Source organism: Pseudomonas sp. PHC1, from assembly GCF_046487845.1.
GTDB classification, from domain to species: domain Bacteria; phylum Pseudomonadota; class Gammaproteobacteria; order Pseudomonadales; family Pseudomonadaceae; genus Aquipseudomonas; species Aquipseudomonas sputi.
Genome location: NZ_JBJXHJ010000026.1, coordinates 61802 through 82547, shown reverse-complemented (window position 1 = coordinate 82547; position 20746 = coordinate 61802). Strand labels below are relative to the sequence as shown.

The following is a 20746-nucleotide window of genomic DNA, read 5'->3' as shown; positions in this document are numbered from 1 at the left end:
TCGGTGAACTGGACCCTGGGCGACAACCTGGAAAATCTGGTACTCACCGGCACGGCCAACCTCAACGGCACTGGCAATGGTCTGAACAACGTATTGACCGGCAATGCCGGCAACAACCTGCTCAATGGGGGGGCCGGCAACGACACACTCATCGGCGGGCTGGGCACTGACACCTTGACCGGTGGCAGCGGTGCAGACGTGTTCACGTTCAATGACTGGAACGAGAGTGGAGTGGGCAATCTGCGCGACGTCATCACCGACTTCAACAGCGCACAAGGCGACAAGATCGACTTGACCAAGTTTGATGCCAATCTGCTGACCACCGGTTTCAACGGCTTCACCTTCATCGGTGCGGGCGACTTCACTGGCGCGGGCCAACTGCGATTCATCGATCACGTGCTCTCAGGCAACGTGAGCGGTAACTCCGGTGCGGACTTCGAAATCCAGCTGGTGGGTGTGAACAGCTTCAGTGCCAACGATCTGGTGGCCTGATATAACCCGACACCCGACCTGTTTTCACAAGTCGGGAGCCAAACAGAAACGCCCCGATGATTCGGGGCGTTTCTGTTTGCGTCAATAACGCAGAATGTCTAGTTCAAAACCCCGAGTTCCTTGGCTCGCGCCACGGCCTGGGTGCGCCGCTCCACCCCCAGTTTGCTGTTGATATGACTGGCATGGGTTTTCACGGTGTGCAGCGAGATGAACAGTTGATCGCTGATTTCCTGATTCGAGCAACCCTGAGCGATCAGACGCAGCACCGCCAGTTCGCGGCTGCTGAGCTGTTCGGTAGCGGCGGATTCCGCAGTGGGGCGAGCCTGGGCCTGAGGGAATTGCTCGAGCAACTGCTGACCGACGACTGTCGGTGCAGTCAGTGACAGTTGCCCGCGCAACCAGTCCGCATGCTTCTTGACCAGCGCATCGAAGGGTTGCAGCACCCCGCCAGCCGCCGCTTCCAACGCCTGACTCAACGCCTTACGGGCTTCGGGTTCGCGCCCACCCGCCAACAGCAACCCCACTTTCTGCGTCAGTGCCATCACGCTGAGCAGTTGCCGCCCGGTTTGCTGGCCGTTCTCCAGCAACACGTTCAGCCGCCCTTCGGCGAGCAACGGCTGCCCCTGAATGACGTCCAGCAACGCCTGTTGCAGTTCGACGTGCAACGGCAACTGCGGATGAAACTCCGGCGGTGCCGCAGCACGTTCACCGGTGTAAGTCTGGCCCAGTCGCGCCAGCCAGGCTTCGGCCAGATCGATACGCCCCTGGGCCAGCCACAGTTCACATTTGACCAGGGTGATCATCGCCAGGTAATAGATCGGCGGAACGTCCCAGATGTGCATCAAACGTTCGGCTTCGGCCAGTTCCGCAAAGGCCTTGGCAAAATCTCCGCTGTTGCCGTCAAGCCGTGCGATCACGCAGTGACCGATCAGCACGCTGATGTCGCGACAGGCCCGCGCTTCAGTCAGGCCTGCCTGCAATCGTATCCTTGCCGCCTGAGGCTGCAACCGCATGGCAAGCAGAAAACCCTCATACAGCGTCAGTCGCGCACGCACGGCGTACAAACGCTGTGCGGACAATCCGCGCAAGCGCTCCAGTCCTTGGCGCACCTCATCGAGCGCACGCAGGATTTCGCCGCGCGCCTGCAGGACGCGGGCACGATCGTAATGCGCCAACGCCTCGAACAACGGATTACCAACCCGCTGTGCCAGCTCAAGCGACTCACGATTCAGACCACGAGCACGCCACAGATCACCGTCGGCAATCGCCAGATTGGACAAGGTCGACAGACACATCAGGCGCTGGCCGTAACGCTTGGCCGGCAGGCTTTCCAGTGCCTCGCTGCAATACTCGATGGTCTGCTCGCGATGCCCCCGCCCGCGGGCGATAATGCCCTTGAGCGCCAGCCATTGGGCCAACATCGATTTTTGTGCGGTGGCCGAAGGTGCTGGCAGAAACCGGCTCAGGTGACTGGCCAGCTCTTCGGCCGCGTCGAGCTGACAGGCCAGCCCCAGCGCCCAGCTGTACAACACGATCAGTCGCGGGGTGCTGATCAGCAGGCTGTCGGGCAAGTCCATTTTCCAGCGCAGCAGCATGCCGACGTTTTGCTCGGCCAGCAGTTGTTCCTCGGACAGGTTCTGCACCAGGTTTGCCGCGACATCGAGATGCCCGGCGCGCAAGGCCTGCTCCACCGCCTCATCGAGCAAGCCCTGCGCATTGAACCAGCGACAGGCGCGCAGGTGCAGCGTGGCGGCCGGGACTATCGCTCGGGTGATCGGCCGACTGCGCAACAGATCGGAAAACAGATGGTGATAACGATACCAGTGCCCGTGCTCGTCCAGCGGCACGAGGAACACCTGATGCGCCAGCAGAAAACGCAGGATTTCGGCGCTGTCATGGGCTTCGCGCACCGCGTCGCACAGTTCGCTGCAAAAGCGCTCCTGCGGTGCGGTGTCATAAAGAAAGGCCTGAACCTCGGCGGGCAGGCAATCGATGACTTCTTCCAGCAGATATTCGCGGATCAACCCTTCTCCGCCGCTCAACGCTTGAGGCAAGGCTGATTCGGTGCCGGCTTCAGCAATCGCCAACAACCAGAAACGTAGCCCGGCCACCCAGCCTTCACTGCGCTGGATCAGGTTTTCCAGCGCCTCGCCGCGCAGGGAACTGCTGTGACGATCGAGCAGTTCCAGAGCTTCGTCGTGGGTCAGGCGCAGATCCTGTTCGTGCAGTTCCAGCAGTTGGCGTGACAGGCGCAGACGAGCCAGGTGCCAGTCCGGCCGCTGACGGCTGGTAACCATGACCAGCAGGCCATCGGGCAAATGGTTGAGGAAAAATTGCAGGCAACGGTCGAGTACCGGCCCTTGGGCGAGGTGGTAATCATCGAGTACCAGCAGCAGCGGCGAGGTCGGTAGCAGATGCAGTGCCAACTCATCGAGCAACCCGTCGAGCCATTCTTCGAAGGCAAACGGTTGGTGACGCTGACGCATTTTCAACAAACCGAGTGCACGGCTGCCAAGTTCTGGAAAGTAGTCCTGCAGGCCCTCGAGCAAGCGCTCGAGAAAGCGTCCCGGGTCACTGTCGCGAGCGCTAAGCCCCAGCCACAGGCTTTGCCAATGACCCGGGAGGCTTTGACAGAACTCCACTGCCAGCGAGCTCTTGCCAAAGCCGGCCGGAGCGCTGACCAGCAACAGGCGTCCTCCGAGCCCCGCACTCAGGCGCTCGCACAAACGGGGTCGTAGTACGTAGCCATCGGGTAACGGCGGACGGAAAAAACGCCCGTCCAGTGCCGCGACGGCAACGCTTGCAGGACCCAGAAGTGGGGACAGATCAGTCATGGCCGGCTCTTGTTTGAATGGCTGTTGGCGGCGTAGCAGATGTCCGCAGACTAGCCTTAAACGGAGCGGTTATGAAGGTCGTTGCTACAAATGGCTACAAAAAGGCTACTGAAAAAGCGACAGGCAAAAAAACGCCCCGAACCAGTCGGGGCGTTTTCACGAGGATGCGGCCTCGGTTTGCAACAGCTTAGCGAACACCATCCTGGCGCAGGGCGGCTGGGGTGAAGTCGCTGGAGGCGGCGGTGAAGCCGAAGTCATACGCCCGCTTCTCTTCGTTCTTCATACCCAGTGCCAGATAGCGGCCGGACTGCAGATCGTAGAGGGTTTCAAGGGCATACCACGGCACTTGCTTGTCGTAGTAGTTCTCGGCGTGCGCCTCGGCGACGCGCCACAGTTGACCACGACCGTCGTAGTGGTCGATCACCGCCGCTTGCCAGGTGTCTTCGTCGATGAAGAAGTCACGCTTGGCGTAGATGTGACGCTGACCTTCCTTCAAGGTCGCGGTCACGTGCCAGACGCGACGCAGTTCATAACGCGCCAGATCCTGGTTGATGTGCCCGGCCTTGATGATGTCGGAGTACTTGAGTTTCGGATCGTCGAGCTTGTAGCTGTCGGAGGCAATGTACATCTCTTGCTTGCCGACCAGTTTCCAGTCGTAACGGTCCGGTGCGCCGTTAAACATGTCCAGGTTGTCGGAGGTACGCAGGCCGTCCGCCGCGGTACCCGGGCCGTCATAGGACACTTGCGGAGCGCGACGTACACGACGCTGACCGGCGTTATAGACCCACGCTGAACGCGGTTCCTTCACCTGGTCGAGGGTTTCGTGCACCAGCAACACGCCACCGGCCAGACGTGCCGGCGCGGTCACTTTCTGCTTGAAGTAGAACAGGATGTTGCCCGGGTTAGCCGGATCGTAGTCCTTCATCTTGTCGCGGAACACGAACTGGTCCTGGAAGTACACCAGATTGTAGGAGCCGTTCGGTTGCGGCGTGGCCTGGGTCACCAGACGGGTCACGCTGCCGCCACGATAGCGAGTGATGTGGTTCCAGATCACTTCCACGCCGGTTTTCGGAATCGGGAACGGCACGGCGGTATCGAAGTTTTCAAGACCGTTACCGCCCGACACCAGCGTCGTGGTGGTGGCGTTCTTCTTGATGGCGGCGAATACCTCATCCGGCACGGTGGCACCGCGATGGGACGGATAGACCGGCATCTTGAAGGTCTCAGGGTAACGCTTGAACATCGCGTACTGGCCCGGTGCGAGCTTGGCCTTGTACTGATCGACGTTTTGCGCCGTGATGGTGAACAGTGGTTTTTCGCTGGCATACGGGTCGGACAGGAAGCCCTTGCTGTCGACGGTGCCGGCGTTCTTCGGCATCGGTTTCCAGGCCGGAATCGAGCCATCGGCGTTGCCGGCCATCTCGGCCCCCATCGGGGTCAGGCTCTTGCCCAGTTTGTCCGCTTCGGCGGCAGGCACCGCCGCCATGACACCGGTCGCCAGCAGCGACAGGCCCAGAACACCGGCGTGGAACAGACTCTTTGTTATTTTCATAAATTCGTTCGTCCTGAAATGCAGTGCTTAGAAGTTCACGCCGAAGCTGAGCGCCACGAAGTCGCGGTCATCCACGGTGGTGTACTTGCCGTCGAAGAAGTTGGTGTAGGCCAGGCTCGCGGTGTAGGTGTTCTGGTACTCGGCATCGACGCCCAGGCTCACCGCCTTGCGACCTTCCTCGAAGTTGCCGCCAGGGCCTGGCGAGTAACCGCTGACGTCGTGGGACCACGCCACGTTCGGCTTGAGGTTCACACCGGCGAAGACATCGTTGTATTCCCAGATTGCACGGCCACGGTAGCCCCAGGACATGGATGTGGTGAAACCGTCGTTGTCGCAATTGCGGCTGCGGTTGTTCTGCGGCGAACCTGGTCCGGCGCCGTTGATGGTGCCGTTGTTGAGGATGTTGACGCAGGTGTTGGTGGTACCGGTAGCTGGCAATTCACCCGGCCCGTAGACCGGATCACGGCCATAACGCTTGTCGGACCGGCTCTCCAGCCCCCCCACGTAAGTCATGCCCACTTCACCCACCAGGGTCAGACGGCTGGCGCCCATGACCTGATCGAAGAAGTGCGTGAACGTAGTTTGCAGTTGAGTGATTTCCTTGCGCTCGTAGCCATGCAGGTCCTGGCCAGGTACACCGTTGAGCAGCGAGGCGTTGGCATACGGGCCGCCCAATGGACGCACACCGGCGAACAGGATGTCGGTGGAGTTCAGTTGTACCGGCGCATTCGGGCGATAGCTGATTTCACCACTCCACGCCGTACCGGTAGGCAGGGTGGTGGAGAAGCTCAGACCGTAGAGGCGGATGTCTTCAGGGTATTCGACGAAGTACTTCGAGTTGCCCGCGACCAACAGAGGCCCGAGCGCCTGAAACGGACCTGGCAATCCGGCGACGGTGTTGTAGACAGATTGCGGCGCGCCGGTGGCACTGAAGATCGGCGCACGGCTGTGGTAGTTCATGAAGTAGGCACCGAATTCGGTGTCCAGCGGTTCGAACATGTACTTGAGGGAAGCGCCCCACTGGCCGCTGTCGCGCGCATCGCGATCACCGCCGCGAGGCACCAGCACGCCTTCTTCATTGACATTGACGCCGTTGGCCGCCAATGGCCCCAGGGCAATGGCCGGGATCTGCGAACGCTTGTTCAGCACGCGCAGGTTGTCGGTGCAACCGTCGGCAATGATGTCCGGCTGGGAGAAGAACGTACCGCAGTTGTCGACGACGGTCTGGTCCCACTCGAGCTGGTAGAAGGCTTCGGCCGACAGGTTGTCGGTCAGGCTCTGGGACACATAGAACATGTTGACCGGAATCAGGCCTTCCTTGATCTCGGCGCCCGGACGACGGAACGCGGACACATCGATCGGGTTGATCGAGTTGATGCCGCTGCCGATGAAGGTACTTTCACCCCAGCTCACCACCTGCTTGCCCAGGCGCACGGAGCCCGGCTGATCGGCGATCGCGTAGTTGTGATAGACGAAGGCGTCGAGGATCTGACCGCCGGCGGACTTGGCGCCTTCCTTGCGGTTGCTGTCGCTGATGTCCTTGAACTGGCGGCTCTCGTCCTTCAGTTCGAAGTCGTACCAGTACTTGCCACGGACGAACACGCCGGTGTCGCCGTATTTCAGTTCGAGGTCATGGATGCCCTTGAAGATCTTCGAGAAGGTTTCGCCGCTCTTGAAGTTGGCATGGCCGTCGTCGGACGTCTGGGACAGACCGTGACCGCCGTTGTTGACGCCGATGAGGTTCTTGTTCGGGCTCTGGGTGGACCAGCTGGCACCGATCGACAGGGAGGAGTCGAACTGGCCTTCGATTTCACCGACGTTGAAACTGACGCCGAATGCTGGCCCGGCGAGCGAAGAAGCAAGACTGACGGCCAGAGGCAGCTTTGCCCGGCGCCAGAACTGGTTTACTGAGGTCATCGACGCTACTCCATGTGCATTATTGTTATGGCAGTGAGTACTTTTAAAAACGCCTGAAGGACCGGGCGCCAGAGGCTTCCCGAAATCGCTTCAATGTTGCATCGCCCCGTTCGTGCGTGTGCCCCGTTCTTAAAAATCCTTGAGCGGACTATAGCCAGCAGGTGGTACTGCTTGATCCCTCTAAAGTGTGATTTGCAGCTGCCGGCCACTCTGGAACAGTCCTTTCGCCAGTCCGACACATGTCGGCATGGCAAGGATGGCTGAAAATTCGGATTTCACAAGCCAAGCGCTTGCTTGGTGGGTCTGGCGCGCCGTTTTCGGCGCGCCAGCGGACGCTCAGAGCGTCGAGAGGAAGGTGCTGTTGTTGGCCTGCCATTCAGTGATGTCGAGGCGGATGCGCTTCTTGTCGAGCTTGCCGACACTGGTCTTGGGAATTTCAGTAACAAGCGCGATCTGGCTCGGGATCGCCCACTTGCTCAAGTGCCCCAATTCAACGAATGGCTTGAGGTGTTCCTTGAGCTCGCGCGCCCCGATGGTGTGCCCTTCACGGACCACCAGCAAGGCAAATGGACGCTCGCCCCACTGCGGATCGGCAATGCCCACCACTGCTACTTCACGTACCGCGACGTGGCGACTGATCAGGTCTTCAAGGTCCAGCGAGGAGATCCACTCGCCGCCGGTCTTGATCACGTCCTTGATCCGGTCACGGATGTCGATCACGCCCATGCTGTCGAGCGTGGCGACGTCGCCGGTGTGCAGCCAGCCGCCCGCCCACAGCTCGGCGCCCTTCTGCGGTTCGTTGAAGTAGCCCTCGGTCAGCCACGGTGCGCGCAGCACCAGTTCGCCCTGGGTCTCGCCGTCGGCCGGGAGGAAATTACCCTCGGTGTCGACGATCGCCGCTTCGACCAGTGGCCCTGGCACGCCGGCCTTGATCCGGTAGGTGGTGCGCTCGTCTTCGGTGCCCGCCATCAACTCATCATTCAGATGCGCGCACGAAACCAGTGGCCCGGTTTCCGACATGCCATAGGCTGCCGTGAGCTGAATGCCCCGGGCCTTGGCTGCCTCATACAGGGAGCGGTTCAGCGCACTGCCACCGATGACGATCTTCCAGCCGCCGAAATCGGTGCCTTGGGCGCCCTTGGCGTTGAGCACCATCTGCAGGATGGTCGGCACACAGTGGGAGAACGTGACCTTTTCCTTGCGCCACAGCTCGACCAGAAACTCCGGATCGTAGCGCCCCGGATAAACCTGCTTGAGCCCGAGCATGGTCGCCACATACGGCAGGCCCCACGCATGCACGTGGAACATCGGGGTGATCGGCATGTACACGTCGTTGGTGCCCAGCAGACGCACGCTGTCGATGGCGCCCATGATGGTCGACACGCCCATGGTGTGCAGCACCAGTTGCCGATGGGTGAAGTACACGCCTTTCGGATTGCCGGTGGTGCCCGTGGTGTAGAACGTGGTGGCGACCGAGTTTTCGTCGAAATCCTGAAAGTCGTACTGCGGACTCGCGGCCGCCAACAGTTGCTCGTACTCACCGACCAGATTCGGCAGATCGGCGGTTTTTTCCGGCAGATCGGTCAGCAGCAGGGTTTTGTCCACCGTGGTCAGGTGCGGCGCGATGGCCTGGTACAACCCGACGAACTCGCTGTTGACCAGCACAAAGCGGTCCTCGGCGTGGTTCATGGTGTAGAGAATCTGTTCCGGCGACAGGCGCACGTTGATGGTGTGGATCACCGCGCCGATCATCGGAATCGCAAACATGCACTCCAGGTAGCGATGGCTGTCCCAGTCCATCACCGCCACGGTGTCACCGGCCTTGACCCCGGCCGCCGTCAGCACGTTGGCCAGCCGCGCGACACGCTCGATCAGGGTCGGGTAGCTGTAACGCAGCTGGTCACGGTAGATGATCTCGCGGGTTTTCTCGTAACGGGCACCGGACATCAGCAGCCGTTTAATCAGCAGTGGATACTGGTACGCCCCTTCGGCGGGCGGAATAACGCGAGTCTGCAACATAAGAATCCCTTTTCTGACTGCACGGTGTTGGCGTTGGAGTTTCGTACTCTAGAACCGTTAGACGTCAGCCAAATCAGCCAAAGGAATGATTTGCAGAGCCGTACAAATGCTAGCTTTGAGCCAGCATTTGCCGGAATCCGTTACGTCACCGCAGGATCAATGCATCTCGGTGAACGCGAGTTTCACGCCAATCGCGATCAGTACAGCGCCCATGGTGCGGTCGAACCAGTGGCCCATGCGGGCGAAACCGGCGCGCACGCGCTGCTGGCTGAACAACATCGCTACCAGGCAGAACCAGGTGGCGGTCGCGACGGCGAGATAAATGCCGTAACCGGCCTGGACTGTCAGCGGGGTATGCGGGTTGATCACCACGGTGAACAGCGACAGGAAGAACAGCGTGGCTTTCGGGTTCAGACCATTGGTCACGAAACCCGAGGTGAACGCGCCACGGGCGGTGCGCTCGCCGGCTTCCTTGTGCAGGTCATCGGTGACGGTTTTCGCCGGTTGCGCGCGCAGGGCCTTGAAGCCGATATACAGCAGGTACGCGGCCGCCGCCCACTTCAGGGCGTTGAACAACACGATCGATTGGGAAACGATCAGCCCGATCCCCAGCAGCGAATAGCCGACGTGCAGGAAAATCGCCGTGCCCACACCCAGCGCCGTCCAGGTCCCGGCGCGTCGACCATGGGTCACGCTTTCACGCACCACCACGGCGAAATCAGGACCGGGGCTGGCAACGGCCAACAGATGGATCAGGGCAACGGTCAAGAATTCGGTCCAGTACATGGGGGCTCCTTTCGGCCAAGCGTAACGAGTTGTTTCATCTGGTAGGCTCGGCAGATTACGCCTTCCCTTCAAAGCACGACAGGTACAGTTGATGACGAACGTCCACCGCGCCGTATTCCTCGATCACCCTTCGCTGGATCTTGGCGATCTCGATCTGAGCTCTTTGCGTGATTGCTTCAGTGATCTGCAACTGTTCGCCCAGACGCTGCCTGCGCAGGTGGTCGAACGCCTGCAGGGTGCGACCGTGGCGATCAGCAACAAAGTCCTGATCGACGCCGCCGCCATGGCCGCCAACCCACAGCTGAAGCTGATCCTGATCACCGCCACCGGCACCAACAACGTCGATCTGGCCGCCGCACGCGCCCACGGCATCACCGTATGCAACTGCCAGGGTTACGGCACGCCGTCGGTGGCGCAGCACACGATCATGCTGCTGCTCAACCTCGCCACGCGTCTGGCCGACTACCAGAAAGCTGTCGCTGAAGGCCGCTGGCAGCAGGCGAAACAGTTCTGCCTGCTGGATTACCCGATCGTCGAACTGGAAGGCAAAACCCTTGGCCTGCTCGGTCACGGCGAATTGGGCGGTGCAGTCGCGCGTCTGGCCGAAGCCTTCGGCATGCGCGTACTGCTGGGGCAGATTCCGGGGCGCCCTGCCCGTGCGGATCGCCTGCCGCTGGAAGAGTTGCTGCCGCAGATCGACGCCCTCACCCTGCACTGCCCGCTCAACGAACATACCCGGCATTTCATCGGCGCCCGCGAACTCGCCTCAATGAAACCCGGCGCCTTCGTGGTCAACACCGCCCGTGGCGGGCTGATCGACGAACAGGCCCTGGCCGATGCCCTGCGCAGCGGTCATCTGGGCGGTGCCGCCACCGACGTGCTGAGCGTCGAGCCGCCGACCCAAGGCAATCCGCTGCTGGCCGCCGACATCCCGCGCCTGATCGTCACCCCGCACAATGCCTGGGGCAGCCGCGAAGCGCGGCAGCGCATCGTCGGCCAACTGGTGGAAAACACCCAGGCGTTCTACAGCGGTAAGGCGCTGCGGGTCGTCAGTTGATAAACTGCGGGACTTTTTTTCACAGGAGCAGTTATGGATCCGCGCAGTGAAGTACTGCTTCGTCAGGCCGAGTTATTCCAGGGTTCGGTGTTGCTGGCCGGTTTGCCTGCCGATGATCTTTTGGGGCGCCTGCCCGAGGCGTTTGGCTGGTGCTGGCACGCCGGCGATCAGGCTGCGCTGGATGCGCGCTTCGAAGGCCGCAGCCATTTTGGCGTGAACGTTCCGGAACGCGAATTCACCAACGCCGTGGTGTTTCTGCCAAAAGCCAAGGACCTGACCGATTACCTCCTCAATGCCGTGGCTTCGCGCCTGGCCGGGCGTGAGGTGTATCTGGTCGGGGAAAAACGCAGCGGTATCGAAGGCGCCTCCAAACAGCTCAACCCGTTCGGCAAGCCGCGCAAGCTCGACAGCGCGCGGCATTGCCAGCTGTGGCAAGTGACCGTGGCCAACGCTCCCGAAGCCAAACCGCTGGAAAGCCTGGCACAGACCTACGAACTGCCGCTGGCCGAAGGCCCGTTGAAAGTCATCAGCCTGCCGGGCGTGTTCAGCCACGGCCGACTGGATCGCGGCAGCGCCCTGCTGCTGGAACACCTGGACAAACTGCCGAGCGGTCATTTGCTGGATTTCGGTTGCGGCGCCGGCGTGCTCGGCGCGGCGGTCAAGCGCCGTTACCCGCACAATCAGGTCACGTTGCTCGACGTTGATGCGTTCGCGGCCGCCAGCAGCCGGTTGACCCTGGCGGCCAATGGTCTGGAAGCCGAGGTGCTGACCGGTGATGGAATCGATGCCGCGCCGATGGGATTGAACGCGATCCTGAGCAACCCGCCGTTCCATGTCGGCGTGCACACCGATTATTTCGCTACCGAGAACTTGCTGCGAAAAGCGGCCAAACATCTGAAAAACGGCGGTGAACTTCGCTTGGTTGCCAACAGTTTCCTGAAGTATCAACCGTTGATCGAAGAGCATCTCGGGGTCTGTGCCATTAAGGCCGAAGGCAACGGATTCCGGATTTACCGGGCCAAGCGCGGCTGAAACTTCTTTTAAAAAAGAGGCTTGCTCAATCGGATTTGCCTAGGCAGAATCCGCTCCGTCCTAGGGGAGTAGTCTCCCACGAGCGCCATGCTCGTCCGGCATACGTCAACATACTTGATCCTCAGATCATGGCGTATGCGACCCAAGCGTCCGCAGCAGACGGATCGCAGGGTTTGACAAGACCTATGACACGCACACCTTACCCGGGGCGGGAAGGCTGTACGTGTCATAGCCGTGTCGACCCGCCCCTTAGGAAATCCTGATGCTGGACTCGTTACTCGTTCCCACCGCAATCGTTGCCTTGGCCGAAATCGGCGACAAGACGCAACTGCTCGCGCTGATTCTCGCCGCTCGCTTTCGCAAACCCTGGCCGATCATCGCCGGTATCGTCGCTGCGACTCTGGCCAACCACGCGGCAGCCGGTGCGGTCGGCGCCTGGTTCGGCAGTTTCTTCTCTGATTCGGTCCTGCACTGGATCCTCGCCGCGAGTTTTGCCGCCACCGCCCTGTGGACGCTGGTGCCGGACAAGATGGATGACGACGAAGCCAGCACCGCCCGCAAGTTCGGGCCATTCCTGACCACCCTGATCGCGTTCTTCCTGGCGGAAATCGGTGACAAGACCCAGATCGCTACGGTGATGCTGGCAGCGCAATATCCGGAGCTGTGGCTGGTGATCATCGGTACGACGGCGGGCATGCTGATCGCCAACGTGCCGGTGGTACTGGCGGGTAATTTTGCGGCGGAGAAACTGCCGCTGACCCTGATCCGTCGACTGGCCGCCTCGGCGTTCCTGATCCTGGCGATCGTCGCGGTGTACAAGGCAATGCAGAGCAGCGGCTGGGTTTGATCCGGCAGATCGCTCCCCCACTCAGTGGGGGAGCGATCATTGCTTCAGGACTTGGGCGCTTTCTCGTAAAGCGGCATGACCTTCGGAATCGCCGCCTGCAAGGCAGCCGTGCGACTGCTGGAAGATGGGTGAGTGCTCATGAACTCCGGTGGCGCACCTTCAGAGGCCTTGCTCATCTTGTTCCACAGGGTGATGGCGGCATTCGGGTTATACCCGGCGCGCGCAGCCAGCTCCAGACCGATCAGGTCGGCTTCGTTCTCGTTGGCGCGGCTGTTGGGCAAGGTCATGCCGTAGTTGGCCACGGTGTCGGCCAGCGCCAGACTGTCCTGGCCCAGACCGAGCAACGCACCGGCACCCTGCTTGGCCATTTCAATGCCATAGGCCTTGGACATGGCCTCACGACCATGCTCACGCAGGGCGTGAGCAATCTCATGGCCCATAACCGCAGCGATTTCATCGTCGGTGAGTTTCAGACTGTCGATCAGCCCGGTATAGAAAATGATCTTGCCGCCAGGACCGCAGTTGGCATTGAGCTCGTCGCTCTTGATCAGGTTCACTTCCCATTTCCACTGCGCAGCGTCCGGACGAAAGTTCGGTGCCTGGGCAATCAAGCGGTTGGCAATCGCCTGAACACGCTTGGCATCGTTGCTGGTCTTGTCCAGCACGCCTTTGCTGGACGCCTCGCCCACGGTCTTCTGATAGGACTGGGCATACATCTGGTCGACCTCTTGCGAGGACAGCATGCTGAACATGTACTGCTTGCGTTCCACGCCCACGGCACCGCCACTGGTGGTGTTGACCGACTGACAACCGGCCAGCAACAACGCTGCGCTCAGTGCACTTACAACCAATGTCTTGTTCATTCAAAAGCTCCCTGAAAACCTGCCGCGTATCCTAGGCGGGTAATGGTATCGACGCCAGATACAACGGACGTGTTGCACCTGTTTTCAGAAGACACGCTTCTGACCTGTAGGAAAAAATTCATATCCACCTCCAAGCGCACTGCCACTGCGGCGCCCACTGATCCATTTGCGACATTCAGATTCACTTCGCCTCATGGCGCAATAGTGGCTGCCGATACAACAGCGCAGACGTCCTCTCGCGTGCGGAGCTCCCATGAAGTTCAAGTCGATCCAGTTTTCCGTGGCCGCCCTGGCCGGCGCCATCGTGCTCAGCGTAGTTGCCGCGCTGGTGCTGTATGCGCTGTTCTCCGGTGCCCGCACCCAGGAGATGGTCCAGCAACGGACCCAGGCCCAGTTCGAACAAGTCATCGAACAACGCCTGACCTCGCTGGCGCAGACCCAGGTCAGCCAGATCCAGCGCGAGCTGGAAGCACCACTGTTGATTGCCGGCGGACTGGTACGCGTCAACGCCCTGCTCGGCACACCGGGCACCGACGGCCAGCCACGCCTGACCGTAAGCCGTGAGCAACTGATCAGCCTGATCAAGGAAAACGTCGAGAAGAACCCGAAGATTCTCGGCACCTACATCGGCTGGGAAAAAAATGCGCTGGATCATAATGACGCGGCCTACGTCGGCACCCAGGTTGTCGGCATCGACCCTGGCAACGGCCGCTTCCTGCCGTGGTGGTTTCGCAATGACGACGGCACCCTGGGCCTGGACAAACTGGTGGACGTCGACGACCAGAAAGTCCTGTCCACCGGCGTGCGCGCCAGCGAGTACTATCTGTGCTCGAAAGAAACCAAGAAATCCTGCGTGATCGATCCGGCCCCGTACAAGGTCGGCGACAAGATCGTCATGCTCGCCTCCTTCATTGAACCGATCATGCTCAACGGCGCCTTCCAGGGCATCGTCGGCGCCGACCTGTCGGTGAACTTCATCCAGGAAATGCTCCTGGCTGCGAACCAGAAACTCTACAGCGGCGCCGGACAGATGGCCCTGATCGGCAGCAATGGCCGGATCGTTGCCTACACCAAGGATCCGAGCAAATTCGGCGAGAAGGTCAGCGATATCCTCGACGCCCAGCAGATTGCCAACATGGCCAGTCTCAAGCGCGGCGAAGTGACTTACACCGTCAATAAAGAGCAAGGCCGGATCGAGCTGTACCTGCCGTTCGGTATCGGCCAGACCGAGGCGCGCTGGACCCTGATGCTGCAACTGCCGCTCGACGCGGTGATGGCGGATCTGCAAAAGCTGCAAGGCGACCTCGACGCCCAGCGCAAGTCCGACACCTTCGGCATGGCCATGGTCGGTCTGATCATTGCCGGTCTCGGCTTGCTGGTGATCTGGCTGGTGGGCCACGGCATCGCCCGTCCGCTCAAACAAATGGTGACCATGCTCGATGACATCGCCCAGGGCGAAGGTGACCTGACCCGTCGTTTGAGCAGTGACCGCAAGGACGAACTCGGTTCAATCGCCAAAGGCTTCAATACTTTCCTCGCCAAGCTGCAGGGGATGATCACGCAGGTGGTGTCGTCGGTGCAGAGCGTCAGCGATTCCTCGGAGCACACGGCGGACATCGCGATCCGTACCAATATCGGCATTCAGAAACAGATGGCCGAGATCGATCAGGTGGCCACCGCTGTGCAGGAAATGACCGCCACCGCACAAGACGTGGCGCGCAATGCGACCCAGGCGGCACAAGCCGCCAGCCACGCCGATCAGGCGGCCAGTCAGGGCATGCAGATCGTGCGCGACACCTCCAACTCGATTGGCGTGCTGGCCGTGGAAATCGGCAAGGCCGTGGACGTGGTGCAGACACTGGCCAAGGACAGCGAAAACATCAACGCGATCCTCATCGCCATTCGCGGGATCGCCGAGCAGACCAACCTGCTGGCCCTCAACGCGGCGATTGAAGCGGCGCGTGCCGGTGAGCAGGGTCGCGGGTTTGCCGTGGTGGCCGACGAAGTGCGCAACCTGGCGCAGAAAACCCAGAAGGCCACCGAAGAAATCCAGAGCATGATCCAGCAACTGCAACAGGGCACTCGCGATGTGGTGCGGGTCATGGAGGACAGCCAGAACCGCACCGACGAAAGTGTGCAGCACGCGGCGAAGGCCGCCGAAGCACTGGAAACGATTACTCAGGCGGTTTCGGTGATCAATGACATGAACACACAGATCGCCAGCGCCGCCGAAGAACAGAGCGCGGTGGCCGACGACATCAACCGCAACGTGATCAACATCGGTCAGGTGGCGAATGAGGTGGCCGGCGGTGCGGATGAATCGAGTTCGGCCAGTGCCGATCTGACCAAGCTGGCGGAGCAGCAGCGGCGGTTGATCAATCAGTTCAAGGTCTAGCCGACAGTGATCGTTCCCATGCTCGGCGCGGGAACGATCACTGCAGGGTCAGGCCGGGGTCAAACACTCCGGCCCATTGAGTTTCGGATCATTGACCAGGTTCGCCAGCACCCGCTCGCGCAAGGCGGCAGGCTCGCTGGCGAGCAAACCCTGCAGGACGTGCAGCGGCGTTTCAGGATCAAGCCACGCCGCCTGCCCCGCCTCATCGAGAATCAACGGCCGGCGCTGACTGGCGGCCGGTTGTGTTATTACCGCCGTACTCAGCCAGACTTGCTCCTGCACCGGATACGCTTCCCAGATCGCCGCAAAAAACAACGAAGAACCCTCCCCCGGCGTCAGCCAGTACGGGCGTTTGCGCGTGGTGCCGCGCCACTCGTAGAAGCCGTTGGCCGGCAGCAGGCAGCGACGCAGACGCAGGGCTTCACGGAACATCGGCTGCTCGGCGACGGTTTCGGCCCGGGCGTGGGCCGGGGTACGTGACAGGTCGGTCAGCCACGGCGGCGTCAGCCCCCAACGCGCACGGGCCAGCGTGCGCTGGCCGTCGGGTTCGGCGCGCAGCATCAACACCGAATCGTTGGGGGAAATGTTCCACTGCGCCTGCTGATCGGCAGGAAAACCTGGCAGGCTCGCAAAATCGCGGTTCCAGCGAAACAGGGCATAACGTCCACACATGGGGCAGCACGACTCACAAATAAAACGAACGCCAGCCTAACAGACCAGCGTCCCGGGATAGCCATCCGGTTCATCGCCGGGCAGCGGCAGCGCGGCATTGTACGCACGGATCAGCTCGCGGGCGTATTCGGCCTGGTCGTTATCGACCGACAGGCCCAACAGGCCGAAAATCGGCAACTCCCCCGTACCGCCCAGCAAATCGCGCCCGACCAGATGCGCCTCGATGCCCTCGCTGGCGAGCATGCCCTTGAGCATCTCGCCCTCCATCAGGTTTTCCGGCTCGTAGATTCGCTGCATGGCCGCGCCTCACTCGTTTTCGCTGAAGACTTCCAGAAACCAGTCCTCTCCATGGACCTGCAACACAAAGGTGATCGGCCGACAACAGACCTGACAGTCTTCAATATAGGTCTGGTCGCCAGCGGAGAGATCCACGGTCGTCTCGACCTCTTCACCACAATACGGACATTCATATACTGCGCTTTCCAGCATCGCGGTCTCCCGGGTGACTTGTGCGTATAATCGCCGGTCTATTTGCAGGGCTATTTTTGTCTGGCTACTTTTTCAGACCGTGCCCCGTTGGTTTTCGATCAAAACCTTTACTTACCCTAGCCGTTTCCAACAAGAGAGCATGATGGGCGAATTCGATGCCATCCGACCTTACGACGACAGCGAAGTACCTGCGGTACTGGCGCGACTGCTCGGCGACAAGGCGTTTCTAGATATCCTCACCCACTTCCGCTTCCCGCGTTTTGCCGGTGCCTTCGGCTGGATGCTCAAACCCCTTATAGCCCATCGGCTGCGTCGTGAGTTTGCCGACGTGACCTCCGTGGCCACTTTGCAGGACAAGGTCGAGTTCTACGTCGACCACACCATCGAGCGCGCCACCGATGGCGTGACCTACACCGGTGTCGAACAATTCAAGTCCGGCAGCGCCTACCTGTTCATCGCCAACCACCGCGACATCGTGATGGACCCGGCCTTCGTCAATTACGCCGTGTACCACGCCGGCCTGCCGACGCCGCGTATCGCGATTGGCGACAACCTGCTGCAAAAGCCGTTCGTCAGCGACCTGATGCGCTTGAACAAGAGCTTCATCGTGCACCGTTCGATCACCGGGCGCCGCGAGAAAATGGCGGCGTATCAATTGCTGTCGGCCTACATCAACCACTCGATCCGCAATGATTGCGCCTCGATCTGGATCGCCCAGGCCGAAGGTCGGGCCAAGGACGGCGACGATCGTACCGAGTCGGCGATCCTCAAGATGTTCCACATGAGCCGCAAGGACGAGCCGTTCGGCGAGGTCATCCAGTCGCTGAACCTGACTCCGGTGTCGATCAGCTACGAATACGACCCGTGCGACCAGGCCAAGGCCCGTGAGCTGTACATCCGCGCCACCACCGGCACCTACAGCAAGGCGCCGGGCGAGGATGACGTGAGCATCGCCAAGGGCATCACCGGCTACAAGGGCCGGGTGCACGTGAACTTCGCTGCGCCGATCACCGAGCTGTTCGAGGACACCAAGCAATTGGCGGTCGAGATGGACAAGCAGATTCTCGGCGGCTACCGGTTGTTCCCGGTGCATTACCTGGCGTATGCGCAGTGGGCCGATGCCGATCCGCAGTTGAACGTGCCGAAGGCTGCCGACGTGTTCGGTGCCGAGGAACTGGCCAAGGCCCAAGAAGAGTGGCAGAGCCGTCTGGACGCTTGCCCGCAAGAGCATCGTCCGTATCTGGTGCTGCAATATGCGACGCCAGTGCGCAATCAGTACCGGGTCAAGGCTGGCTTGCCGCTGTAAGCGGTTTTGGCCAGATACAAGAACGGCGCCTTCGGGCGCCGTTCTTCGTTCAGAAGCGGGTACTGATCCAGGACACCAGCAACGCCAGCCCCAGGCAGGCAAAACCGAAGCGGTAGAAGAAGCGGTTCATGCGCAGGGTCGCCCAATCGAGCACCGGTTCCTGATTCGGCTGACTTTGGCGCTGGGCCGCGATACTGGCCATCGCCCGTTGTTCACGGCGACGGGTCGCGTGCAGCAGCCAACTGCCGGGGAAGGCCAACAGCAGGGCCAGCAGGTTGATCAGCTTGGCGGGATGGGCGGTAAACAGCGTCATCAAGTGCAGCGACATCACAGACCTCAATCTAGACCGGTATGGCGAGCGCCAGATCGACGACCGCGGCGCGGATTCTACCGGAACCCTCCCCGCCAACCCCAGTCTTTACGACAAATAACCCATCAATCGACCGATGGCTGTCCTGTGTCACGGCATCGTCATTTGTTTCAGTCACCCTGCGCGCCTCGAAACCGACACGGAACGCGACATGCTTCACGCTGAAAACCAGGATCGCCTGTACCTCATCTCCCCGTCCGACGAGCAGCAAACCCTCGTCGGCAGCCTGGCCTTCAATGTTCAGGACCGTCACTGGCTGGTGTATTGCGCCCTCGGCGGGCACCAGCACGCGGACTTGCCCGAGACCGACCTGCTGACCGGCGTCAGCGTCCTCGACTTCTATTCTCAGGCCGCCTGAACGAAAAAAGCCCGGGGCCATCACTGGCTCCGGGCTTTTTCACATCTGGTGCATGGCTTATTCGGCGAGGATCTGGCCTATGGACGGATCCTTGAACAGACGGGTCAACGCATCGCTCAGCACATCGCTGACCAGTTTGGTGTTGGTTTCCTGGTTCGGCGCCATGCCGAAACGCTGGTCCAGCGAGGCGCCGTAACGGCCGCTGTAGCGACGGTTGCCGCTCTGCACGTCGGAGCGGAAGGTCGCGCCGATGGTGGCCTCGGTCACGTACATGCCTTCTTTCGGCGACTGGTATTTCAGCTCAGTCAGGGTCACGGTCAGTTGTGGAGCATTCATCGCACCGCTGGACGGGGTGAAGCCCAGCAGACGTACGGCCGCTTCGGCCTGGGCCTGCAACTTCGGCAGGATCTGCTCGCGCTGCACGGTGATGGCGCTGGTTTCCGGGTACAGGCCGCCACGGGTGCCGAGGGTTGGTGACGGACGACCGTCAACCACGCGAACCACGACAGGCTGGCCATGGCCGACCGGTGCCAGCTGAGTGGTCAGCTTCGGTTCCGGGCTCAGTTGTTGCGGGCTGTGGGCGCAGCCAACCAGGGTCAAACTGGTCACAGTGATCAAACCGAACAACAGGCGTTGCAACATGCTCTTCTCTCCAGAATCAGGCACAGACAGGCCGGCAGTATAGCGGTGGGCCACTGTGGGTCACCAGCACTGAAATCTCAGACAAAACCCGCCGCCAGCGGTTCCTGTCACACATTCTTCACCCCCCGTACACGTGCGCGTCACGCCCCTTTGACAATCTTCCTCACAGATTCCCAAAAGGAGCACTGTCATGCGCTATCTGATCTCGTTGTTCGCCCCCCGCCCGCTGCACCGCAGCTTTGCCCTGCTCGACCGCAACGGCCATTGCCAGGCCTTCAAGCAATGCAGCCTGCAACCGATGGGTGACGGCTGGGTGGAAATCGAGGAAATCCGTCTCAACTGGCTGCACCAGCCACTGCCCGCCAGCGCCCGGGTCGAACAGCAGCGCCCACGCGCACGCGCTCAGGCAATGTTGAGCATCTGACCGGATGCCTAATAAAAGTCATTAATCTCGACCAACTCCGCGCATTTCTTCGATACAATCTCCCCCCGATTATAAGGACGTCTCCTGATCGGGCCCCGCAACAGCGTCAATGCGCTTGCATTGGCATCCAAATCGCCCACAGAGAGCCGCCCACACAGATCGAGTGAAGCTGGCGTGCTTGCTGTTTCCCTGGCAAATCCCGCTTTTCGCGAATCTGCAGAGCTGTCATGACGCTCGGCCACTGAGTAGTTTGCCCCTCCGGGCACGGTGCCAGCCCCGGACAGCCCTTTTTGAGGTTCACGTCTTCAAAAGAGCGTGAAAAAAACGGGTTTTCACAACTTCACAAGAGTGTGGCGAGCAAATGAATAGTTTTGCGTCTGAACATGCACCATTAGCGTCTGAAACAGCCCAACGACACAGGAACGGGAACGCCTCGACTACCGGAGCCTGAAGCCTGTCCGCTACGGATTTGGTTGCACGAACGGATGTCTCGACCATAAGTCGAATTGCCAGCCCCGTGCCGAAATGAGTTCATGGGACTCTTGAAGCCAGGCCGCACGCATCCGTCGAAGTTGCGAAAAATTGCGAAGATTCGGACATGGCACACCTGACCAAGGATACCGGGGCTCAACTGACCTGCCCTGGACGCCTGGCAGCCATGCCGACAATTTGGTGCTGCAGATTTTGGAGA

19 protein-coding genes, 1 pseudogene and 1 riboswitch are annotated in these 20746 nt (G+C 60.8%); of the genes and pseudogenes, 9 read left to right on the top strand and 11 right to left on the bottom strand.

What is annotated here, in order from left to right:
• On the top strand, nt 1–492 hold a 492-nt coding region (locus ACKJSM_RS25340), incomplete at its 5' end, for a type I secretion C-terminal target domain-containing protein (RefSeq protein WP_410239202.1).
• Nucleotides 493–590: 98 nt separating this feature from the next.
• On the opposite strand, the gene ACKJSM_RS25335 is transcribed toward ACKJSM_RS25340, so the two are convergent.
• The 5 genes from ACKJSM_RS25335 to ACKJSM_RS25315 form a co-directional block, all read right to left on the bottom strand.
• Complete coding sequence (locus ACKJSM_RS25335) at nt 591–3326, bottom strand: LuxR C-terminal-related transcriptional regulator (protein WP_410239201.1); 2736 nt, start codon at nt 3324–3326, stop codon at nt 591–593.
• A gap of 187 nt (nt 3327–3513) precedes the next feature.
• A complete protein-coding gene (locus ACKJSM_RS25330) occupies nt 3514–4878 on the bottom strand; it encodes a DUF1329 domain-containing protein (protein WP_410239200.1) in 1365 nt (454 codons plus the stop codon).
• Nucleotides 4879–4905: 27 nt separating this feature from the next.
• Complete coding sequence (locus ACKJSM_RS25325; protein ID WP_236182208.1) at nt 4906–6795, bottom strand: DUF1302 domain-containing protein; 1890 nt, start codon at nt 6793–6795, stop codon at nt 4906–4908.
• Between the two features lie 336 nt (nt 6796–7131).
• Entirely contained in the window at nt 7132–8814 is a 1683-nt protein-coding gene (locus ACKJSM_RS25320) for a fatty acid--CoA ligase (RefSeq protein WP_410239199.1), read from the bottom strand.
• Nucleotides 8815–8970: 156 nt separating this feature from the next.
• Nucleotides 8971–9600 (bottom strand): LysE family translocator, encoded by a 630-nt coding sequence (locus ACKJSM_RS25315; protein WP_007956831.1) that lies wholly within the window; start codon nt 9598–9600, stop codon nt 8971–8973.
• A 91-nt stretch (nt 9601–9691) separates the two neighbouring features.
• Between ACKJSM_RS25315 and ACKJSM_RS25310 the strand changes: the two genes are divergently transcribed.
• From ACKJSM_RS25310 to ACKJSM_RS25300, 3 genes are all read left to right on the top strand, one after another.
• Complete coding sequence (locus ACKJSM_RS25310) at nt 9692–10657, top strand: 2-hydroxyacid dehydrogenase (protein ID WP_410239198.1); 966 nt, start codon at nt 9692–9694, stop codon at nt 10655–10657.
• Nucleotides 10658–10690: 33 nt separating this feature from the next.
• A complete protein-coding gene (locus tag ACKJSM_RS25305; protein WP_339490229.1) occupies nt 10691–11689 on the top strand; it encodes a class I SAM-dependent methyltransferase in 999 nt (332 codons plus the stop codon).
• A gap of 51 nt (nt 11690–11740) precedes the next feature.
• Nucleotides 11741–11863: riboswitch (yybP-ykoY riboswitch) on the top strand.
• Nucleotides 11864–11951: 88 nt separating this feature from the next.
• A complete protein-coding gene (locus ACKJSM_RS25300) occupies nt 11952–12536 on the top strand; it encodes a TMEM165/GDT1 family protein (RefSeq protein ID WP_007956837.1) in 585 nt (194 codons plus the stop codon).
• A 44-nt stretch (nt 12537–12580) separates the two neighbouring features.
• Here ACKJSM_RS25300 and ACKJSM_RS25295 read toward each other — a convergent pair whose 3' ends face one another.
• Nucleotides 12581–13399 (bottom strand): M48 family metallopeptidase, encoded by an 819-nt coding sequence (locus ACKJSM_RS25295; protein WP_192562371.1) that lies wholly within the window; start codon nt 13397–13399, stop codon nt 12581–12583.
• 253 nt (nt 13400–13652) lie between these two features.
• Between ACKJSM_RS25295 and ACKJSM_RS25290 the strand changes: the two are divergent.
• Nucleotides 13653–14936, top strand: a pseudogene (locus ACKJSM_RS25290) (HAMP domain-containing protein); the annotation flags it as partial.
• 15 nt (nt 14937–14951) lie between these two features.
• A complete protein-coding gene (locus ACKJSM_RS25285) occupies nt 14952–15794 on the top strand; it encodes a methyl-accepting chemotaxis protein (protein WP_371850996.1) in 843 nt (280 codons plus the stop codon).
• 48 nt (nt 15795–15842) lie between these two features.
• Here the strand turns inward: ACKJSM_RS25285 and ACKJSM_RS25280 are convergent, their stop codons facing one another.
• From ACKJSM_RS25280 to ACKJSM_RS25270, 3 genes are read right to left on the bottom strand one after another with little or no spacing between them, the layout of a single operon-like run.
• Nucleotides 15843–16466, bottom strand: a complete 624-nt coding sequence (locus ACKJSM_RS25280) for an SOS response-associated peptidase (protein WP_236182214.1) — start codon at nt 16464–16466, stop codon at nt 15843–15845.
• 36 nt (nt 16467–16502) lie between these two features.
• Nucleotides 16503–16763 (bottom strand): putative signal transducing protein, encoded by a 261-nt coding sequence (locus tag ACKJSM_RS25275; protein ID WP_236182215.1) that lies wholly within the window; start codon nt 16761–16763, stop codon nt 16503–16505.
• Between the two features lie 9 nt (nt 16764–16772).
• Nucleotides 16773–16955: a CPXCG motif-containing cysteine-rich protein gene (locus ACKJSM_RS25270; protein ID WP_011335896.1), complete on the bottom strand. Its 183-nt coding sequence runs from the start codon at nt 16953–16955 to the stop codon at nt 16773–16775.
• A gap of 142 nt (nt 16956–17097) precedes the next feature.
• On the opposite strand from ACKJSM_RS25270, the gene ACKJSM_RS25265 reads away from it, so the two are divergent.
• Entirely contained in the window at nt 17098–18261 is a 1164-nt protein-coding gene (locus ACKJSM_RS25265) for a 1-acyl-sn-glycerol-3-phosphate acyltransferase (protein ID WP_236182216.1), read from the top strand.
• A 49-nt stretch (nt 18262–18310) separates the two neighbouring features.
• On the opposite strand, the gene ACKJSM_RS25260 is transcribed toward ACKJSM_RS25265, so the two are convergent.
• On the bottom strand, nt 18311–18589 hold the full coding sequence (locus tag ACKJSM_RS25260; protein WP_007951673.1) for a hypothetical protein: 279 nt from the start codon (nt 18587–18589) through the stop codon (nt 18311–18313).
• A gap of 193 nt (nt 18590–18782) precedes the next feature.
• Between ACKJSM_RS25260 and ACKJSM_RS25255 the strand changes: the two genes are divergently transcribed.
• On the top strand, nt 18783–18989 hold the full coding sequence (locus tag ACKJSM_RS25255) for a hypothetical protein (RefSeq protein ID WP_039766399.1): 207 nt from the start codon (nt 18783–18785) through the stop codon (nt 18987–18989).
• A gap of 57 nt (nt 18990–19046) precedes the next feature.
• Here the strand turns inward: ACKJSM_RS25255 and ACKJSM_RS25250 are convergent, their stop codons facing one another.
• On the bottom strand, nt 19047–19631 hold the full coding sequence (locus ACKJSM_RS25250) for a YajG family lipoprotein (RefSeq protein WP_236182217.1): 585 nt from the start codon (nt 19629–19631) through the stop codon (nt 19047–19049).
• Nucleotides 19632–19821: 190 nt separating this feature from the next.
• Here ACKJSM_RS25250 and ACKJSM_RS25245 point away from each other — a divergent pair, with 190 nt between their 5' ends.
• Nucleotides 19822–20055 carry a hypothetical protein gene (locus tag ACKJSM_RS25245; RefSeq protein ID WP_039766297.1) on the top strand — a complete coding sequence of 78 codons (234 nt, stop codon included), beginning with the start codon at nt 19822–19824 and terminating at the stop codon, nt 20053–20055.
• Nucleotides 20056–20746: the final 691 nt, after the last annotated feature.

Coding starts and splice junctions, on each gene's coding strand:
- ACKJSM_RS25335 (WP_410239201.1), bottom strand. CDS start 3,326: ATGACTGATCTGTCCCCACTTCTGGGTCCTGCAAGCGTTGCCGTCGCG.
- ACKJSM_RS25330 (WP_410239200.1), bottom strand. CDS start 4,878: ATGAAAATAACAAAGAGTCTGTTCCACGCCGGTGTTCTGGGCCTGTCG.
- ACKJSM_RS25325 (WP_236182208.1), bottom strand. CDS start 6,795: ATGACCTCAGTAAACCAGTTCTGGCGCCGGGCAAAGCTGCCTCTGGCC.
- ACKJSM_RS25320 (WP_410239199.1), bottom strand. CDS start 8,814: ATGTTGCAGACTCGCGTTATTCCGCCCGCCGAAGGGGCGTACCAGTAT.
- ACKJSM_RS25315 (WP_007956831.1), bottom strand. CDS start 9,600: ATGTACTGGACCGAATTCTTGACCGTTGCCCTGATCCATCTGTTGGCC.
- ACKJSM_RS25310 (WP_410239198.1), top strand. CDS start 9,692: ATGACGAACGTCCACCGCGCCGTATTCCTCGATCACCCTTCGCTGGAT.
- ACKJSM_RS25305 (WP_339490229.1), top strand. CDS start 10,691: ATGGATCCGCGCAGTGAAGTACTGCTTCGTCAGGCCGAGTTATTCCAG.
- ACKJSM_RS25300 (WP_007956837.1), top strand. CDS start 11,952: ATGCTGGACTCGTTACTCGTTCCCACCGCAATCGTTGCCTTGGCCGAA.
- ACKJSM_RS25295 (WP_192562371.1), bottom strand. CDS start 13,399: ATGAACAAGACATTGGTTGTAAGTGCACTGAGCGCAGCGTTGTTGCTG.
- ACKJSM_RS25285 (WP_371850996.1), top strand. CDS start 14,952: ATGATCACGCAGGTGGTGTCGTCGGTGCAGAGCGTCAGCGATTCCTCG.
- ACKJSM_RS25280 (WP_236182214.1), bottom strand. CDS start 16,466: ATGTGTGGACGTTATGCCCTGTTTCGCTGGAACCGCGATTTTGCGAGC.
- ACKJSM_RS25275 (WP_236182215.1), bottom strand. CDS start 16,763: ATGCAGCGAATCTACGAGCCGGAAAACCTGATGGAGGGCGAGATGCTC.
- ACKJSM_RS25270 (WP_011335896.1), bottom strand. CDS start 16,955: ATGCTGGAAAGCGCAGTATATGAATGTCCGTATTGTGGTGAAGAGGTC.
- ACKJSM_RS25265 (WP_236182216.1), top strand. CDS start 17,098: ATGGGCGAATTCGATGCCATCCGACCTTACGACGACAGCGAAGTACCT.
- ACKJSM_RS25260 (WP_007951673.1), bottom strand. CDS start 18,589: ATGTCGCTGCACTTGATGACGCTGTTTACCGCCCATCCCGCCAAGCTG.
- ACKJSM_RS25255 (WP_039766399.1), top strand. CDS start 18,783: ATGCTTCACGCTGAAAACCAGGATCGCCTGTACCTCATCTCCCCGTCC.
- ACKJSM_RS25250 (WP_236182217.1), bottom strand. CDS start 19,631: ATGTTGCAACGCCTGTTGTTCGGTTTGATCACTGTGACCAGTTTGACC.
- ACKJSM_RS25245 (WP_039766297.1), top strand. CDS start 19,822: ATGCGCTATCTGATCTCGTTGTTCGCCCCCCGCCCGCTGCACCGCAGC.